The organism is uncultured Adlercreutzia sp. (assembly GCF_958431955.1).
Lineage (GTDB): Bacteria > Actinomycetota > Coriobacteriia > Coriobacteriales > Eggerthellaceae > Adlercreutzia.
In genome coordinates, this window is record NZ_CAUASN010000003.1 from 62,483 (window position 1) to 79,224 (window position 16,742).

Sequence of the window (16,742 nt, forward strand, 5' to 3'; positions counted from 1 at the left end):
GGACAGCGGACTATTCCGCCTCCATGCGCTCCTTCAGTATCTGGGCCAGGATGAAGCGCTTCACCTTGCCGGTGGCGGTGACGGGAATCTCGTCGATCACCTCCACACGCTCGGGCCACAGGCGCTTGGCCACGTGGCGGTCTTTGAGGTAGGCGATGAGCTCGTCTTGGGTGGGCGGCCGCGTGGGATCGCTCGGCACCACGAAGGTGCAGATGCGCTCGCCCAAGCGCTCGTCGGGCATGCCGATGGTGGCGGAGTTCGCCAGGCCCGGGGCGCCGATGAGGTCGTCGTCGATCTCGCGGGCCGAGATGTTCTCGCCGCCGCGGATGATGACCTCCTTCTTGCGCCCGTTGATGCGGATGCGCCCTTCCTCGTCCTGGTAGCACAAATCCCCGCTGTAGAACCAGCCCTCATCGTCCAGGGCGCGGTCGGTGCGCTCGGGCTCGTTCAGGTAGCCCACGAACATATGCGGCCCGCGGGAGATCTCCTCGCCCTGCTCGCCGCGGGGCACCTCGTTGCCCGCGCCGTCGATCACGCGCACCTCGATGCCCTCGAAGGGCACGCCCGACCAGGCGCCGTCCCATTCGAGGCACTTCGCCGGCGGCACGTACACGTGCGGGCAGCTCTCCGTGGAGCCGTAGATCTCGCACAGCAGGATGCCGTGGCGCTGCGCCCGCTCGATGAGGGAGGGCGGCAGGGGAGCGCCGCCGCAGCAGAACAGGTTCAGCGTCTCGAAGGCGAGCCCGTCGCCCGTGGCCTCCAGCACGTTCAGCATGTCGAAGATGAAGGGGGTGGCCGACATGGACCAGGTGACCCCCTCGGCGTTCATGAGCTCGATGGCCTCCCGTGCGTGGAAGTCCTGCTGCAGCACGGCCCGGCCGCCCAAGAGCATGGGGGAGATGAGCCCGTGGAAGAAGCCGGTGGCGTGGTTCAGAGGCGACGGCATGAACATGACGTCGGCCTCGGTGCGCCCCAGCTCGCCGGTGAACACGCGCTCCGAGAACAGGATGTTGTTGTGGGTGAGCATGGCCTGCTTGGGCTTGCCCGTGGTGCCCGAGGTGGGCAGGATGCAGGCCACCGAGTCGGCCGAGACCGGCTCGAAGGAGCTCATCGGCGCGAAGCGCGCGAAGATGTCGGCGAAGGTGGGGAAGTCGGTGTGGCTCGGCGCCTGCTTGTCGAGCACCGCGATGGGGCCCAGCGTGGGAATGGACGCGCGCACCGCGGCGATCTGGGCCTCGTAGTCCACGTTGTGCGAGAAGGTGGGGCACAGAAACGCCCGGCTCCCCACGAGGTTCATGGCGTATTCCAGATCCATGTCGTTGTAGTTGCGCGGCACCGGGTGCATGACCGCGCCCACCTTCATGACGGCCACATACGCGATGCAGAACTCGGCCCACGTGGGGAACTGCACGGTGACTACGTCGCCGACCGAGACGCCCTCGCTCGCAAGCCATGCTGCCAGCCGTCCCGCCGCGTCGTCCACCTCCCCGTAGGTGTAGCGGCTGCCCGTGTCGTCGCAGACGTACTCGCGATCGGCGAAGCGCGCCGCCTGGGCGTGCCAGACCTCCCGGATGGAATCGGGCGTCCACCAGCCCGCTTCGTAGTACTTCCTCTTCTGCTCCTCGTTGATCTTCAGATCGGTAATCATGCAAACCCCTTTGCCGTGCACTTCGCCGCGTTTCCCCGTGCGGCGACCAATCTCGTTGCAGCCATCATACCGCCGTGCGTTGACGGCGCGTCATAGCAAGAACCGCTCATGTATCGGAAAGACCTATCGAAGCGCCGTGGCACCCGTACGCGCCTCCCATCGCGCCGGGGCACCGCCTCGAAACAGGCGGCCCTGCAAGAAAAGCGCCCAGACCGCAGGGTCCAGGCGCTTGCCGTGTCTAGGCGTTCATGCGGGCGGCCAGCTCGTCCACGAGCACGTTGCGCCGCACCTTGCCCATGAGCGTCTTCGGAATCTCCTCGATGATCTCGATGCGCTCGGGCCACAGGCGCTTGGGCACGCCTTCGCCTTCCAAGTAGGCCGTCACGCTCTCCAGCGTGGGCTCATCGCCGTCCAGCGGGGCCACGAAGGTGCAGATGCGCTCGCCCAGACGGTCGTCGGGCATGCCGATGGTGGCCGACTCGCCCACGCCGGGGCAGCCTACCAGGTTGTCGTCGATCTCGCGGGCCGACAGGTTCTCGCCGCCGCGGATGATGATCTCCTTGCGGCGCCCGTTGATGCGGATGCGCCCCTGCTCGTCCATGTATCCCAGATCGCCCGAGAACCACCAGCCGCCGTCGTCGAGGGCCTTGTCGGTGCGCTCCGGCTCGTTCAGATAGCCCACGAACTGGTGCGGCCCGCGGCTGATGTGCTCGCCCTGCACGCCTGGGGCCACGTCGCGGCCCTGCTCGTCGATGTAGCGCACCTCGATGCCGGGGAAGGGGATACCCGACCAGTCGCCGTTCCATTCCACGCACTTGCTCGGCGGCACGAACACGTGCGGGCAGCTCTCGGTGGATCCGAAGATCTCGCAGAGCAGGATGTCGTGGTTGTGCGCCCGCTCGATGAGCGCGCCGGGCACCGGGGCCCCGCCGCAGGAGTGCAGGACGTAGGTGGGCAGCGACTCGTCCGGATGCGCGTCCAGATACTTCACGATGTCGTAGATGAACGGCGTGGAGCACATGGACCAGGTGGCGCCCTCGGCGTTGATGAGGTCGATGGCGCTCTTCACGTCGAAGTCCTGCATGAGCACCGAGCGGCCGCCGAGGAGCATGGGGGCCAGCAGGCCGTGGAAGAAGCCCACGGCGTGGTTTAAGGGCGCGGGCATCCACATCACGTCGTCGCCCGTGCGCTCGAGGCCCTCCACGAACACGCGCTCGGAGAACAGGATGTTGTTGTGGGTGAGCATGACCTCCTTGGGCTTGCCGGTGGTGCCCGAGGTGGACAGCAGGCACGCCACCTCGTCGGAGGCGACAGGCGGCATCTCGTCCAAGGGCTCGGTGGCTGCCACGATCTCGGCCACGGTGGGCAGGTCGGTCTTCTTCGGGGCTTTCTTGTCCACCAGCGCGATCACCTTCAAGGTGGGAATGTCCTCGGCGATGGAGAGGATCTGGGCCTCGTAGTCCACCCCGTGGAAGTACGTGGGGCCGATGTAGGCCACCGAGCCCACGAGGTTCATGGCGTAGGTGAGGTCGACTCCGTTGAAGTTGCGGGCGAGCGACTGGATGACCGCACCGGCCTTGAAGCAGGCCACGTACGCGATGCAGAACTCGGCCCAGTTGGGAAACTGCAGCGTGACCACGTCTCCCGGCTTCACGCCCTCGCTCACCAGCCACGCGGCCAAACGGCTCGCCGCGTCGTCTACCTCCCCGTAGGTGAAGCGCGCTCCCTGGTCGTCGGCCACGTACTCCTCATCGGCGTGGGCCGCCGCGGTGCGCTCCCACACGTCGCGGATGGTGTCGGCCGTCCAGTACCCCGCTTCGTAGTACTTCCTCTTCTGCTCCTCGTTGATCTTCAGGTCGGTGATCATCGGCTTTCCTTTCCCCTGGCGTCAAAGCCATCCGTCGATGCATAGCAGAAAATCGCTTGCCTTCAGCATACAAAGATGCAAGTGGGACAGGAGCGCAAAATTGAGAAAAGATAATCGGAATATCCGATGATGTTATAGGTCAGCTTAATATCGATGAAATCTTTTACCCACAAAAATGATAAGTTGGGTAATGAAATAGACAGATACAATAATTTGTCCGTAGAAATTTGAGAATCCATGGAGCACCATGATGAGAAAGCCAAGAGGATGGAAATTCCAATGGGCTAAAAGTCAAAACTTGAGTACTTTGTACGAAAGGGGTTCACGCATGAGTGTCTATCAGGAGGCCTACCATCTGCCCGAGTTCACCTACGACTACGAGAAGCTGAAGATCGACCGTCGCGGTCCGGTCTACATCTGCTCCTTCAACGATGCCGGCAATCTGAACGCCATGTCCTACGCCCAGATGGCGGAGTTCAACGACTTCCTCATCAAGGTGCGCATGGACAAGGACTGCCGCGTCATCGTGCTGACCGGCGAGGGCAAGTCCTTCTGCGCCGGCTTCAACCTGAACGACCTTGCCCTGGAGCCCCCCGAGGACATGGGCCGCATCCAGCGCGACTTCTACATCATGCAGCGCATGTGCTCCGACCAGATCATCAACATGCGCCGCTGCGAGCAGCCCATCATCGGCGCCCTGAAGGGCTTCGCCGTGGGCGGCGGCCTGTCCATCTCCTGCGCCTGCGACATGCGCGTGCTCGGCGAGTCCTACAAGATGAACGCCGGCTACCTGTCCATCGGCTACACCGGCACCGACATGGGCGGCTCCTTCTTCCTCCCGAAGATCGTCGGCTATGCCCGCGCCTGCGAGATCCTCATGAACCCGGCCCGCTTCGACGCCCAGAAGCTCTACGAGTGGGGCTTCGCCAACCGCGTGGTGGCCGACGACGACGTGCTCGAGACCGCCGTGGCCATGGCCGAGGAGATGTGCCGCGAGACCGCCCCGTTCGGTTTGCGCCTGACCAAGGAAGCCCTGCAGTGCTCGCTGGACGGCACCTCCTTCGAGAACTGCATCAAGATGGAGAACCGCAACCAGGTGCTGGCCTCCAACACCAACGACGGCATCATGGGCACGCTGAAGATGAACCCGAAGAACCGTGCCGACGTGAAGGAGAACCCCGAGAAGTACGCCTTCCACAACATGTAGTCTGCGGGCGGCAAAACCGCACCGTACCTCCGGAGCCCCGCAGCCCAAAAGGCCGGGGCTTCTTTCTTTTCTTGTTGGACACCACCGCGGGGTGAGCCGCGCGGTACCTTGATTCGCTGGGACAGCCTTCGCTTGGCGTCCGGTCCTCTCATATGGCGGAGAACATGTTCTCCGGAAAAAAAGGGGAGCGCCGCCCGAAGACGGCGCTCCCCCTCATACGTTGCTTCCCGCAGTGGGAAGGATGCCGGTGTTGACGTGCCCTAGGCCAGCGCGTAGGTGGCGGCGTTGGTGCCGGCGTTGCGGCCGAAGGTCATGCAGTCGGCGATGGCGTTGCCGCCCAGGCGGTTGGAGCCGTGGATGCCGCCCGTGACCTCGCCGGCGGCGTACAGGCCGGGGACGACCTCGCCGTCGGCCGAGACGGCCTCGGACTCGACGTTCACGTGGATGCCGCCCATGGTGTGGTGCACGGTGGGCACCTTGCGGCAGGCGTACCAGGGGCCGTCCACCATCTCGGCGTCGGCGGTGTTGTCGGCCACGAAGCCGAACTCGTCCTCGGCGCCGCCCACCACGGCGTTGTAGGCGTCGATGGAGGCCTGCAGGTTCGCGGCGTCCACATCCATGGCGGCCGCCAGGTCCTCAACCGTCTCGCCCGTCACGATGTGGCCGAGCGCCAGCATGTTGTTGATCGTGGCGCCGTTGTCGTCGGGCTCGTCGGGGTCGGGGTAGCGCAGGGTGTTCACGACGACCCAGTAGGTGCCGTCGGGCTGGGCGAAGATGTTCTTGCACAGCACGTCGCGCTCGGCGCCCTCGTTCACGAAGCGCTTGCCGTCGGTGTTCACGAAGATGCGGTTACGGCCGGAGGTGCGGATGTCTTCCATGAGGCCTGTGCCCGGAGTGCCGCAGGGATGCAGCTGGATGTCGGACAGGCCGATAAGCTCGGCGCCGGCGCCCTCGGCGAGCGCGAGGCCCTCGCCCTGGGCGCAGGGCTTGATGTTGGTGCATCCGATGGAGTCGTCGAGCACGACTTCCTTCCACACGCCGTCGTTGACGGACTGGCGGTACTCCACGTTGGCGCCGAAGCCGCCGGTGGCGATGATGGTGGCCGGGGCGTTCACCGTCACCTCGTCGCCGCCGTCGTAGAGCGCCTTCACGCCCACGACCGCGCCGGCGTCGTCGGTGATGAGCTCGGTGGCCTGCATGTCGTTCAAAAGCGTGATCTTGTCGGCGTTGTCATCGATGAACTGCTGGAACGAGCGGATGTAGGTGTTGCCCGAGGGGGTGGCGGGGTAGTGGCTGCGCTGGCCGAGGGAGCCGGTGGCGCTGCCGCACTCGTCCTTGAACTCCACGCCCAGGCTCTCCAGCCAGTGGACGGAGTCGAGGGCGTTGTCGGTCAGATAGTGCACCAGCTCCGGGGTGCCCTGCTCGTGGCCGCCCTTGATGGTGGTGTCGTAGAAGGTCTCGATGGAGTCCTCGATGCCCTGCTTCTCCTGGCGCTCCGGGTCCACGGCGTTCAGCGCGCCCTCGGACACGTTGGTGGAGCCGCCGGTGATGCCGCACTTCTCCAGCACGATGACGTTCGCGCCGGCCTGCACGGCCGCGATGGCCGAGGCCAGGCCCGCGCCGCCGCCGCCCACGACGCACACGTCGGCGTCGTAGGTCTCCTCGACGGCCGGCTTCTCGGGGGCCGGGGCCTCCTCGAGCGCCTCGAGGGCACCTGCCTGCTCGGCGCACTCCTTGAGGCCCTCCTGCAGCGACATGGAGGACAAGGTGGCGCCGGTCACGGTGTCGATGTTGATGGTCTGGTTCTCCACCACCTGGTCGGAGAGGGCCTTCAGGGCATCGGCGCCCACGCCCAAGGATTCCTGGTTGCTCGCGGTGTCGATGGCGGTGATGGCGTCGTCGGAGAAGGTGACCGAGAGGGTGTAGGGCGCGTTGTGGCCGGTTACCTCGGCGGTGTAGGTGCCGGCCTTCCAGCCGCCGGCGGCGCTCTCGGCTCCGGTGTGCGGGGCACAGCTGGTCAGGCCGAAGCTGGCCAGGCCGCCCCAGATGCCGAGCACGGCGGCACCCTTGCAGAAGGTACGGCGGGAAATGCCGTTCGCCGGGATAGAAGTAGATGTGCGGGTCATGATTTGCCTCCTTTACTGGCACTGCGGGACAAGGCAAGGGGAGAGTCGCTCGGCCAGCCGGAATTGGCATTGCCTCTACACCAAGGGCTCTGGCGATTACCTTGCCCTGACTTTAGTGCGCTGGAGGGCAGTAACGCTGCGTCAACTGGTCACTGTTGTTCATGTGCATATTGTGTGTTGACGATTTGAAACTTATGTTAAGGAAAGCGGAGGCCGCGAGGGCCTCCGCCAAGGGACTATTCGGGGAAGAAGACGTCCATGCGCGCGTTTTTCCGCTGCTTGCCGATGAGGCTGCCGATGAGCATGAGAACCCCGGCCACGCCGATGCCAATGACGATCTGGTGCAGGTCGGTCACCCTCACGCCCAGCGCCATGGTGACGCAGTAGGCTGCCGTTCCGCCCACGAGCGACCACAGGGCGCCCATGGAGTTCGCCTGCTTCCAGAACAGGCCGCAGACCAGCACGAAGAAGAAGGCCGTCTCCAAGCCGCCGAAGGCGAACATGTTGATCTTCCAGATGACATCGGGGGGCACGACGGCCAGCACGAACACGCCGGCACCCACCACGAGGGTCACCAGCTGGCTCCAGAAGGCCACCTTGCGCTCGTTGGGGGCGATGCCGCGGCTGGCGCAGGCCTGGAGGCACAGGTCCTTGATGATGGCCGACGACGAGGAGATGAGCAGCGACGACACCGTGGAGATGGAGGCGGCCACCGGGCCTATGATGGCGATGCCCGCAAGCACCGGGGGCAGCGAGGAGACCACGGCGGTGGGGATGATGTTGTCCACGCTGTTGCCGTAGGCCGCGATGTCCTCGGTGAGCACGCCGGCGGCCAGCACGCCCAAGGTGGTGACGCCGATCATCATGGCACCGATGATGACAGTGCCCCAGATCATGGCGCGGTGCAGCGACTTGGTGTCCTTGTAGCCCATGGTGCGCACCACCGACTGGGGCAGCACGAAGGTGAACACGCCCACGAGCAGCCACTGGCTCACGTAGAGCGAGGGGGGCATGGCGCCTCCGGAGAAGGGCTCGAGCATCTCGGGGCTCTTCACGGCCAGGGAGTGCATGATGGCCTCGTAGCCGCCGCCGGCCTCCAGGATGCCCGCCGCGAGCACGCCGATGCCCACGAGCATCATGATGCCGCAGAGCGTGTCGGTGACGGCCACGCCGCGGAAGCCGCCGATGACGGTGAACAGGATGGCGGCGATGCCGAACAGCATGAGGCCCACGGTGTAGGAGTAGCCGGTCACGGCCTCGAAGAGCTTCGCCCCGCCGACGAACTGGGCCACCATCGTGGCAATGAAGAACAGCACGATGACGAGGGCCGACAAGTTGGCGAGCAGGTTCGACCCGTAGCGGGCGCGCACGACGTCCACCACGGTGACGGCGTCGATCTTGCGGGCGATGAGCGCCATCTTCTTGCCGAAGATACCGTAGAGCAGCACGAGGGCCGTCACCTGCACGACGGCCATGTACACCCAGCCGAAGCCGATCTCCCAGGCCTGGCCCGGGCCGCCCACGAACGAGCTCACCGACCCGTAGGTGGCGATGGTGGTCATGGCCAGCACGAAGCCGCCGAGGGCGCGGTTTCCGATGAAGTAGCGGTTCACGAAGGTGCCGCCGCGGGCCCGGCTGCGGGCGCGCACGACGATGGAGGTGATGAGGGCCACCAGCAGGAAGACGCCCAGGGGCGCCAGGGGCGCGAGCGCCTCGATGGCGGCGGGGTCGGCGAGGGTGCCGAGGTCGGGCAGCGAGGCGAAGATGGCGCTCAGGTCGAAGTTATCCACGGAAGGCCTCCTCGGTCATCGTCGGGGCGGTGCGGCCGGGGACGCCGGCGGCGGGAGCCGCGGGGGACGCGGGAGTTGCAGGGGCCGCCGCGCCGGGGCGGACAACGCCGGCATCGGCTGCCGGGGCAGCGGGCGCGGGCTCCTCGTCATCGTCGTCGAGGCTGAAGTTCGCGAACACGCCGCATCCGAGCACGAGGGAGGCGAGCACCGCCATGAGCCAGGTACCGATGCAGCCCCCGATGATCCAGACGGGGGTGGAGAACACGCGGATGTCGCTGTCGGCCAGGCCGATGCCCCAGGACAGCCAGGTGACCGCGATGATGACGACCGCTGCCACCGTGGCGACGGCCTCCCGGTTCGCCTGTCTCATCTTGGCGGCGTAGGTGGTGAACTTTCTCTTGCCCATGGCATTCCTCTCACGAAAAATGGCACCGAGGGCAGTGTACCCTCGGTGCCACGACCTCGGCAACGGAAACGGCGAGAATCTGGTAAGTGACTACAACGCGGCGTCCCTGATCACGTCGATGAACTTCTGGCGGTCCCACTGGCCCAGGTCGCCCTCGGCGCGGTCGCGCACGCTCACGACGCGCTCCTCCACTTCCTTGTCGCCGAGCACCACCATGTAGGGGATCTTCTGGCTCTGGGCCTTCGCGATCTTCACCTTCATGGGCTCGTTGGCGTCCATCACCTCCACGCGGCCGCCTACGGCCTTCAGCTCGCCGGCGAACTCGGCGGCGGCTTCCTTGTGGCGGTCGGCGATGGGGATGACGGCCACCTGCACCGGCGCCAGCCACAGCGGCAGGGCGCCCGCGTAGTGCTCGATGAGGATGCCGAGGAAGCGCTCGATGGAGCCGAAGATGGCGCGATGGAGCATCCAGGGGCGCTCCTCGGTGTTGTCCTCGGTGCGGTAGGTCAGTTCGAAGCGCTCGGGCATGTTGAAGTCCACCTGCACGGTGGAGCACTGCCAGGTGCGCCCGATGGCGTCCTTCACCTTGATGTCGATCTTCGGGCCGTAGAAGGCGCCGTCGCCCTCGTTGATGTCGTAGGCCAGGCCGCGGCGCTTGCACGCCTCCATGAGAGAGTCGGTGGCGTGCTCCCACATCTCGTCGGTGCCGATGGACTTGTCGGGGCGCGTGGAGATCTCAGCCTCGTAGGTGAAGCCGAAGGTGCCCATGATGTAGTCCACCAGCTCGAGGATGGCCACCACCTCGTCGACCACCTGGTCCTTCGTGCAGAACACATGCGCGTCGTCCTGGGTGAAGCCGCGGGCGCGCAGAAGCCCGTGCACCACGCCGCTCATCTCGTGGCGGTACACCGTGCCGAACTCGAAGTAGCGCAGCGGCAGGTCGCGGTAGGAGTGCAGCTCGTTCTTGTACAGCAGCACGTGCCCCGGGCAGTTCATGGGCTTCACGCCGTACTCGGAGTAGCGCGGCTCCTCGTCGGTTCCCTCGTTGATCTGGAAGAAGTACATGTTCTCATGGTAGAAGCCGTAGTGGCCCGAGGTCTTCCACACGTCGGCGTTGTAGATGTGCGGGGTGATGACCTCCTCGTAGCCGCGCTCGTACAGATCGCGGCGCAGCCATTCCTGCAGGGTGCGGATGACCCGCGCGCCCTTGGGAAGGTAGAGCGGCAGGCCCACGCCGGCCATGGGCTCCATCATGTAGATGCCCAGCTCGCGGCCCAGCTTGCGGTGGTCGCGCTTCTCGGCCTCGGCCAGGTTGTGCAGGTACTCCTCCAGGTCCTTCTTGTTGAAGAAGGCGGTGCCGTAGATGCGGGTGAGCATCTCGTTGTCGGAATCGCCCTTCCAGTAGGCACCGGCGGTCTTCATGATCTTGAAGGGGCCGATCTTGCCGGCGGAGGGCATATGCGGGCCGCTGCACAGGTCCACGAAGTTGCCGTGGCGGCGGATGACGATCTCCTCGTCGGCGGGTAGGTCGTCGATGTGCTCGGCCTTCAGGCGCTGGTCGGCGAAGATGGCCTTGGCCTCATCGCGGCTGACCACCTCGCGCGCGAAGGGCTCGTCGCGCTTCACGATCTCGGCCATCTTCTCCTCGATGGCGGCGAAGTCGTCAGGCGAGATGGAGGTGCCCTCGGGCAGCGCGAAGTCGTAGAAGAAGCCGTCCTCGGTCTGGGGGCCGAAGCCGATCTGGGTGCCGGGGTAGAGCTCTTGGACCGCCTCGGCCATCACGTGGGCGGCCGAGTGGCGCATAATGCCCAGCGCCTCGGGGCTCTTCGCGGTGATGATCTCGACGGTGGCGCCGTCGGCGACAGGCGCATCCAGATCGGCGAAGGCGCCGTCGACCTTCCCGCCGAGCGCCGCGCGCGCCAGGCCCGCTCCGATGGAGGCGGCCACGTCGGCGACGGTGGCGCCCTCTTCCAGGGTCTTCTTCGATCCGTCGGGCAACACGATTTCCATACTGGTTCCTTTCCGGCGCCGGGTGCAGACAGAGCACCTGCGCCTTTCCGCCCGGGCGTTGACTACCGGGGCGACTGACATGGCGGCCGGCATGTCCGGCCCTTCCTTATTAAAACAGAGCCGCCGGGGCAGCTCTGCTCTAATCGTAAAACAATGGGGAAACAAAACAAGCTGTCTCCCGATCCCGATGACGCGGTGTCGCGCGGCGGGGCGGCTACTTCTTCTGGGAAGCGGAGCCTGAGCCTGACCGCGAGGAGCGGTTGCCGCCCGAGCGGCGGGACCGGCCGTTCGAGGAGGGGGCGGGGGAGGAGGAGCCCACGGGGGTGGCGCAGTAGGGGCACACCGTCCAGGAGGGCTCGAGCGCGTGGTTGCAGCGCATGCAGAGGTTCTTCAGCTGGGTGTGGCAGTTCGGGCACAGCACGAAGTCGGCCTCCACGGGGTACCCGCACGCGGCGCACTCGCCGTACTTCATGAGCTGGCGCTGCTTCAGCGCGATCTCCAGCTCCTGCTCGTCGCGGTCGAGCTGCAGCAGCGGGGGGCGCAGAAGACAGTAGGCGATGACACCGAGGACCGGAACGAGGGCCACGACGGCCCAGATGTACCACATGGTGCCGCGCAGGTAGGCGTCGCGCACCACCCAGACGATGGAGAGCACGTACAGGATGACCAGGAGCACCAGCACGACGGTAAACGCAGCTTGCAGCTCCGGGGTCCAAAGCTGGGACAAAAGCTCGCTCATGAAAACCTCTTCTTCGCATTTGCGGGGGCGCGCTGCCTCGCGGCGCAGGCGTGCCCGATACCATGACTCGGATCATCGCGTTCGATGACACGGGCACATAGTATAGCAAAAAAGCAGACGCGCGCCCGATGGCTGCACGAATGCACCGCATATCCCGCTATCGGCGCGTCGTCGGAGGCGAGGCGTGCCCTATCGCCCGTCGTCGTCGGCCTCGGGCGCGACAGGGCAGACGCCGCCGGGGCAGCGCTGGGTCAGGTCGAAGGAGGCGAGTTGACCGGTGCCCTCGGCCTTGCGGCGCGCCTTCAGCTGGCGGTGCAGGTCCCGCTCCTGGCGGTGGTGCTCGGCCAGGATATGCGCGGCGGCCCGGGGGCGCTCGCGGATCTCGCGGAAGGCCCGGCCCAGGTCGGCGTTCACCGAGCGGGCGGTGACGGAGGCCAGAAGCGGCATGATGAACACGGTGATGCCGCCGGCGGCCACGAGGACGCTGGCCGTGGACTGGTCCATGGCCCCGGCTGCCACGGCCACGGTGGTTACCGCCACGATGATGGGCAGGGCCGTGGTGCAGTAGAAGGCCACGGTGAGGCGCTCGGGCACCGTCATGTCGCGCGAGTCGCGCCCGAGGGACAGCGACACGAAGATGGGCAGCGCGCGCACGAACAGCAAAAGCGCGATGAACATGAGCAGAAGCCCCGGGTTGGCCGTGACGGCTCGCATGTCGATCTTCGCGCCCGATATGACGAAGAACAGCGGGATGAAGAAGCCGTAGGCCATGGCCGAGTGCTTCATCTCCAGGGTGGGGTTGCCCTCGGGGATGAGATAGCGCATGATGAAGCCGGCGGCGAAGGCGCCCAGCACGATATCGAGATCGAACAGGGCCGAGATGGCCGTGAGCCCGACGAGCAGCAGGTTCACCGTGCGCACGAGCATCTGCGCGTTGGTGTTGGCGTTCTCTATGACGAAGCGGAACAGCCAGCTGCCCACGCGGCGCGCGTGCTTGGGCAGCACCGCTGCCGCGAGCGCGATGGCGATGAAGGCCAGAAGGATGAGCATGGTCTCCCACTTCGCCCGCGTGGAGAGCAGAAGCGTCATGGCCAGCACGGGCAGAAGCTCGCCCCAGGTGCCGTAGGCCAAGATCTCGGTGCCGATGCGCGTGTCCATGAGGCCGCGCTCCTGCAGGATGGGCAGAAGCGTGCCGAGCGCGGTGGTGGTCAGCGCGATGGCCACGGCCATGCCGTCCACCGAGAACACCGAGAACGACGGCCACGCCACCACCACGAGAAAGGCGATGGCGAAGGTGATGAACCACGTGGCCGCCCCGCGCTTGCCCTCAGAGCCTGTGAGGTTCTTCGGGCTGATCTCGTAGCCGGCCAGAAGGAACAGGAAGGCCAGGCCCAGATCGGACAGGAGCGCGGTGGCATCGGTCACGTGCACGATGTTCAGCAGGTGCGGGCCGGTAAGGGCGCCGGCGGCCAGCAGAAGCACGGTCTCGGGGACCGCCTTGTTGGGGATGAGCTTGCAGATAATGGGGCAGACAAACGCGATGAGTGCGATGATCGCGAGGGATACGAGGTCGGTTACCATGATCTTCTCCTAGAGCGCGCCCGGCGGCCGGATGCATACGTGAACACCCTGCATGATACCCCCTCCCGCGTCCTTGCGGGCGAACGGGCGCTGTCGGCGACGGCACAATTTTGTGTCAAACGATCAACAATCGGATTCGCGTGCGCCGTCTCCGAGAGGCCGCGCTACAATTTGCGGGAGTTTCAGGAAGGGGCCTGCGCCGCGGCGCGCCCCGCGTACCTTCTAGGAGGTTCTTATGGCAGAGGTAATCAAGTCCGCCGACGAGTTCGAGGCCAAGGTGCTCAAAGCGCAGGGCCCGGTTCTCGTGGACTTCTTCGCCACCTGGTGCGGCCCGTGCCGCATGGTGGCGCCCGTGATCGACGAGATCGCCGCCGAGAAGGCCGGCGAGGTGTCCGTCTACAAGGTGGACATCGACCAGAGCCCTGATCTGGCCTTCAAGTACCAGGTCTCCAGCGTGCCCACCCTCATCGTGTTCGAGAACGGCCAGGTGAAAAACGAGCGCCTCGGCGCCCAGCCCAAGCAGAACATCCTGGCCATGCTGTAGGGTTCTCCCAACTCGGGAGGACTCGCGTTCGCAGCCGACTTCGCGCTGGTCCCGCTGCGAACGCGGCTGCAGAAGCAGAGAGGACGACGCGCGCGGGTCGGTACGATCCCCGCATCGCTGCCGCTGAAGTGGAATCTGCTTCTTAACGGCCGCGTTCTCCGCGGGGCGTTCAGACGTCTGCGAACGCGAGCCCTCCCGAGCTTCGGGCGCTACGTCCCGAGGGAGCGTGGAAGAGGCAGAAGCATAAAGATGAGAACAGGGGCGACCTTCCGGTCGCCCTTTTCCGAAAGGGGAGTATTTATGGCAGGACAGACTGAGACCGCAGGGCATGAAGTGCTGGATGTGGCTATCATCGGCGCCGGGCCGGCGGGGCTCACGGCGGCGCTGTACGCCTCGCGGGCGGGGCTTTCCTGCGCCATGTTCGAGATGCTCTCGCCCGGCGGCCAGTGCGCCCAGACCGAGCACTTGGAGAACTACCCGGGCTACACGCGCTCCACGAGCGGCTTCGAGCTTTCCATGGACATGTACGACCAGGCGTCCTCCTTCGGTGCGGGCACTATCTCCGAGGAGGTGACAGCGGTCGACTTCTCCGCCGAGCCGAACAAGCTGACCACGCCCTTCGGCACCTATTTCGCCCGCACGGTCATTGTGGCCACGGGCGCGAAGGCGGCCCAGCTGGGGCTGCCCCGGGAAGAGGAGCTGCGCGGGCGGGGCGTGTCCTACTGCGCCACGTGCGACGGCAACTTCTTCCGCGATAAGGACGTGGCGGTCATCGGCGGCGGCAACACGGCGGCGGCCGATGTCATCTACCTGGCGCGCATCTGCCGCAAGGTGTATCTGGTGCACCGCCGCGACAAGCTGCGGGCCACGGCCATCTACCACCAGCGCCTGGCCGAGCTCGATAACGTGGAGATGTGCTGGGACAGCGTGGCCGAGGAGTTCCTCACCGAAGGCGAGGAGCGGCCCCGCGTGAGCGGCCTGCGCATCCGCAACGTGAAGACCGATGAGGTGCGCGACCTGGACGTGTCGGCCGTGTTCATCGCCGTGGGCATGCGGCCCAACACCGAGTTTCTGGGCGGGGCGCTCGCGTTGGACGCGGGCGGCTACATCATCGCCGACGGCTCGGGCCGCACCGCCACCGCCGACGTGTTCGCGGCGGGGGACGTGCGAAGCAAGGAGCTGCGCCAGGTGGTGACCGCCGTGGCCGACGGCGCCAACGCCGCCGAGAGCGCCGCCGACTTCCTGAACGCGTAGGGGGCGACGTCTGCCGCGCTGCGGGGAATTTCCCCATAATGGGCAAGTTTTGCCTGATTTCCAACAGGCGCGCGGCGCTTGGGGCTTGCGGTCACCTGTCTGCGGCATGTTTCGGCTGTTTTCCAACGTTCCGATGCCCTGCAAGGCCTCGCAATGCGGCGGCCGTGTTGGAAATCGAGGAAAACTTGCCAACAGCGAAGGATCGCGCGGCTCCAGGGAAGGCGCCCGCGGGCGCCCGCACCCTGTTCTTTTGCCGAAGGGCGCGGCGCGCGGGATGCCTTCTGCTAGAATGTAGCGTTGCGCCTGCGGGCGCCGTTGAACCTACCCGTTTCACGCAAAGGACGCACCCATGCAGGAAACTGATATGAAGGAGAAGCTCGTCAAGATCATCGAGGCTTACGACGAGCTGCAGGCCAAGATGGGCGACCCGGCCGTGCTGGCTGACCAGAAGGAGTACAACCGCCTGGCCAAGGAATATGCCTCCCAGGGCCCGCTGGCCAAGAAGGCCGCCGAGTACGTGGCCGCCATGGATGACCTGGAGGCGGCCAAGGAGATGCTCTCAGACGCCGACATGAAGGAGTTCGCCCAGGAGGAGATCGCCGGCATCGAGGCGCGCCTTCCCCAGCTGGAGGAGGACATCAAGTTCATGCTCATCCCGGCCGACCCGGCCGACGAGAAGGACATCATCGTGGAGATCCGCGCCGCGGCCGGCGGCGACGAGGCCGCCATCTTTGCCGGCGACCTGTACAAGATGTACGAGCGCTTCGCCGCATCCCAGGGCTGGAAGACCGAGACCATGGACGCCTCGCCCTCCGAGGCCGGCGGCTTCAAGGAAGTGCAGTTCAAGGTGAAGGGCGACCATGTGTACTCGGTCATGAAGTTCGAGAGCGGCGTGCACCGCGTGCAGCGCGTTCCCAAGACCGAGAGCCAGGGGCGCATCCACACCTCCACGGCCACGGTGGCGGTGCTGCCCGAGGCCGACGAGGTGGAGGTGGAGATCAACGAGAACGACCTGCGCATCGACGTGTACCGCGCCGGCGGCCCGGGCGGCCAGTGCGTGAACACCACCGACTCGGCCGTGCGCATCACGCACCTGCCTTCCGGCTTGGTGGTGCAGTCCCAGGACCAGAAGTCCCAGCTGCAGAACAAGATCGCGGCCATGGCCGTGCTGCGCGCCCGCCTCTACGAGAAGATGCTCGCCGAGCAGCAGGCCGCCGAGGGCGCCGAGCGCCTGGCCCAGATCGGCTCGGGCGATCGCTCCGAGAAGATCCGCACCTACAACGGCCCCCAGGACCGCGTGACCGACCACCGCATCGGCTTCAACTCCACCTACAACGGCGTGCTTCTCGGCGACAACCTGGGCGATGTGATCACGGCCTTGCAGGCCGCCGACCGCGCGCAGAAGCTGGAGGCGGCCGTTTAGCGGCTTTTACGGCTCCGACGGCCCGGCCAGTCGGCAAGGGCGCCGTGCTCAGACAGTCCTCGCTCGGCGGGAATGTCCACTGGACATTCCCGTTCGCTGCGGAACTCCGCGCGGACTCTCGCCGACTGGCCGGGCCTGGCTCTTCTT

At 66.1% G+C, this 16,742-nt stretch carries 12 protein-coding genes; 4 read left to right on the forward strand and 8 right to left on the reverse strand.

The features are described 5' to 3' along the window. Window positions 1-10: 10 nt before the first annotated feature. Both fadK (Q5064_RS01840) and fadK (Q5064_RS01845) read right to left on the reverse strand, forming a co-directional pair. The gene (gene fadK / locus Q5064_RS01840) at window positions 11-1,648 is read right to left on the reverse strand and encodes a medium-chain fatty-acid--CoA ligase (protein ID WP_302961783.1); all 1,638 of its coding nucleotides are present in this window, start codon (window positions 1,646-1,648) and stop codon (window positions 11-13) included. 238 nt (window positions 1,649-1,886) lie between these two features. After that, window positions 1,887-3,515 carry a medium-chain fatty-acid--CoA ligase gene (gene fadK, locus Q5064_RS01845; protein WP_302961785.1) on the reverse strand — a complete coding sequence of 543 codons (1,629 nt, stop codon included), beginning with the start codon at window positions 3,513-3,515 and terminating at the stop codon, window positions 1,887-1,889. A 328-nt stretch (window positions 3,516-3,843) separates the two neighbouring features. Between fadK (Q5064_RS01845) and Q5064_RS01850 the strand changes: the two genes are divergently transcribed. After that, the gene (locus tag Q5064_RS01850; RefSeq protein ID WP_302961787.1) at window positions 3,844-4,722 is read left to right on the forward strand and encodes an enoyl-CoA hydratase/isomerase family protein; all 879 of its coding nucleotides are present in this window, start codon (window positions 3,844-3,846) and stop codon (window positions 4,720-4,722) included. A gap of 260 nt (window positions 4,723-4,982) precedes the next feature. On the opposite strand, the gene Q5064_RS01855 is transcribed toward Q5064_RS01850, so the two are convergent. The 6 genes from Q5064_RS01855 to Q5064_RS01880 form a co-directional block, all read right to left on the reverse strand. Continuing rightward, window positions 4,983-6,848, reverse strand: coding sequence for a flavocytochrome c (locus Q5064_RS01855; protein ID WP_302961789.1), 1,866 nt, complete (start codon window positions 6,846-6,848; stop codon window positions 4,983-4,985). Window positions 6,849-7,084: 236 nt separating this feature from the next. Beyond that, window positions 7,085-8,638, reverse strand: a complete 1,554-nt coding sequence (gene panF / locus Q5064_RS01860) for a sodium/pantothenate symporter (protein ID WP_302961790.1) — start codon at window positions 8,636-8,638, stop codon at window positions 7,085-7,087. Next, window positions 8,631-9,044: a DUF997 family protein gene (locus tag Q5064_RS01865; RefSeq protein ID WP_302961792.1), complete on the reverse strand. Its 414-nt coding sequence runs from the start codon at window positions 9,042-9,044 to the stop codon at window positions 8,631-8,633. Before Q5064_RS01865 ends, panF begins: the two co-directional genes overlap by 8 nt. A 90-nt stretch (window positions 9,045-9,134) precedes the next feature. Further along, window positions 9,135-11,054, reverse strand: a complete 1,920-nt coding sequence (gene thrS, locus Q5064_RS01870; protein WP_302961794.1) for a threonine--tRNA ligase — start codon at window positions 11,052-11,054, stop codon at window positions 9,135-9,137. Between the two features lie 214 nt (window positions 11,055-11,268). Beyond that, complete coding sequence (locus Q5064_RS01875; protein WP_302961796.1) at window positions 11,269-11,793, reverse strand: zinc ribbon domain-containing protein; 525 nt, start codon at window positions 11,791-11,793, stop codon at window positions 11,269-11,271. 189 nt (window positions 11,794-11,982) lie between these two features. Beyond that, window positions 11,983-13,374 carry a cation:proton antiporter gene (locus Q5064_RS01880; protein WP_302961798.1) on the reverse strand — a complete coding sequence of 464 codons (1,392 nt, stop codon included), beginning with the start codon at window positions 13,372-13,374 and terminating at the stop codon, window positions 11,983-11,985. A 235-nt stretch (window positions 13,375-13,609) separates the two neighbouring features. Here Q5064_RS01880 and trxA point away from each other — a divergent pair, with 235 nt between their 5' ends. The 3 genes from trxA (at window position 13,610) to prfA (ending at window position 16,595) form a co-directional block, all read left to right on the forward strand. After that, window positions 13,610-13,918, forward strand: a complete 309-nt coding sequence (gene trxA, locus Q5064_RS01885; protein WP_302961800.1) for a thioredoxin — start codon at window positions 13,610-13,612, stop codon at window positions 13,916-13,918. A gap of 300 nt (window positions 13,919-14,218) precedes the next feature. Further along, window positions 14,219-15,172, forward strand: a complete 954-nt coding sequence (gene trxB / locus Q5064_RS01890) for a thioredoxin-disulfide reductase (protein ID WP_302961801.1) — start codon at window positions 14,219-14,221, stop codon at window positions 15,170-15,172. 349 nt (window positions 15,173-15,521) lie between these two features. After that, window positions 15,522-16,595: a peptide chain release factor 1 gene (prfA, locus tag Q5064_RS01895; protein WP_302961803.1), complete on the forward strand. Its 1,074-nt coding sequence runs from the start codon at window positions 15,522-15,524 to the stop codon at window positions 16,593-16,595. Window positions 16,596-16,742: the final 147 nt, after the last annotated feature.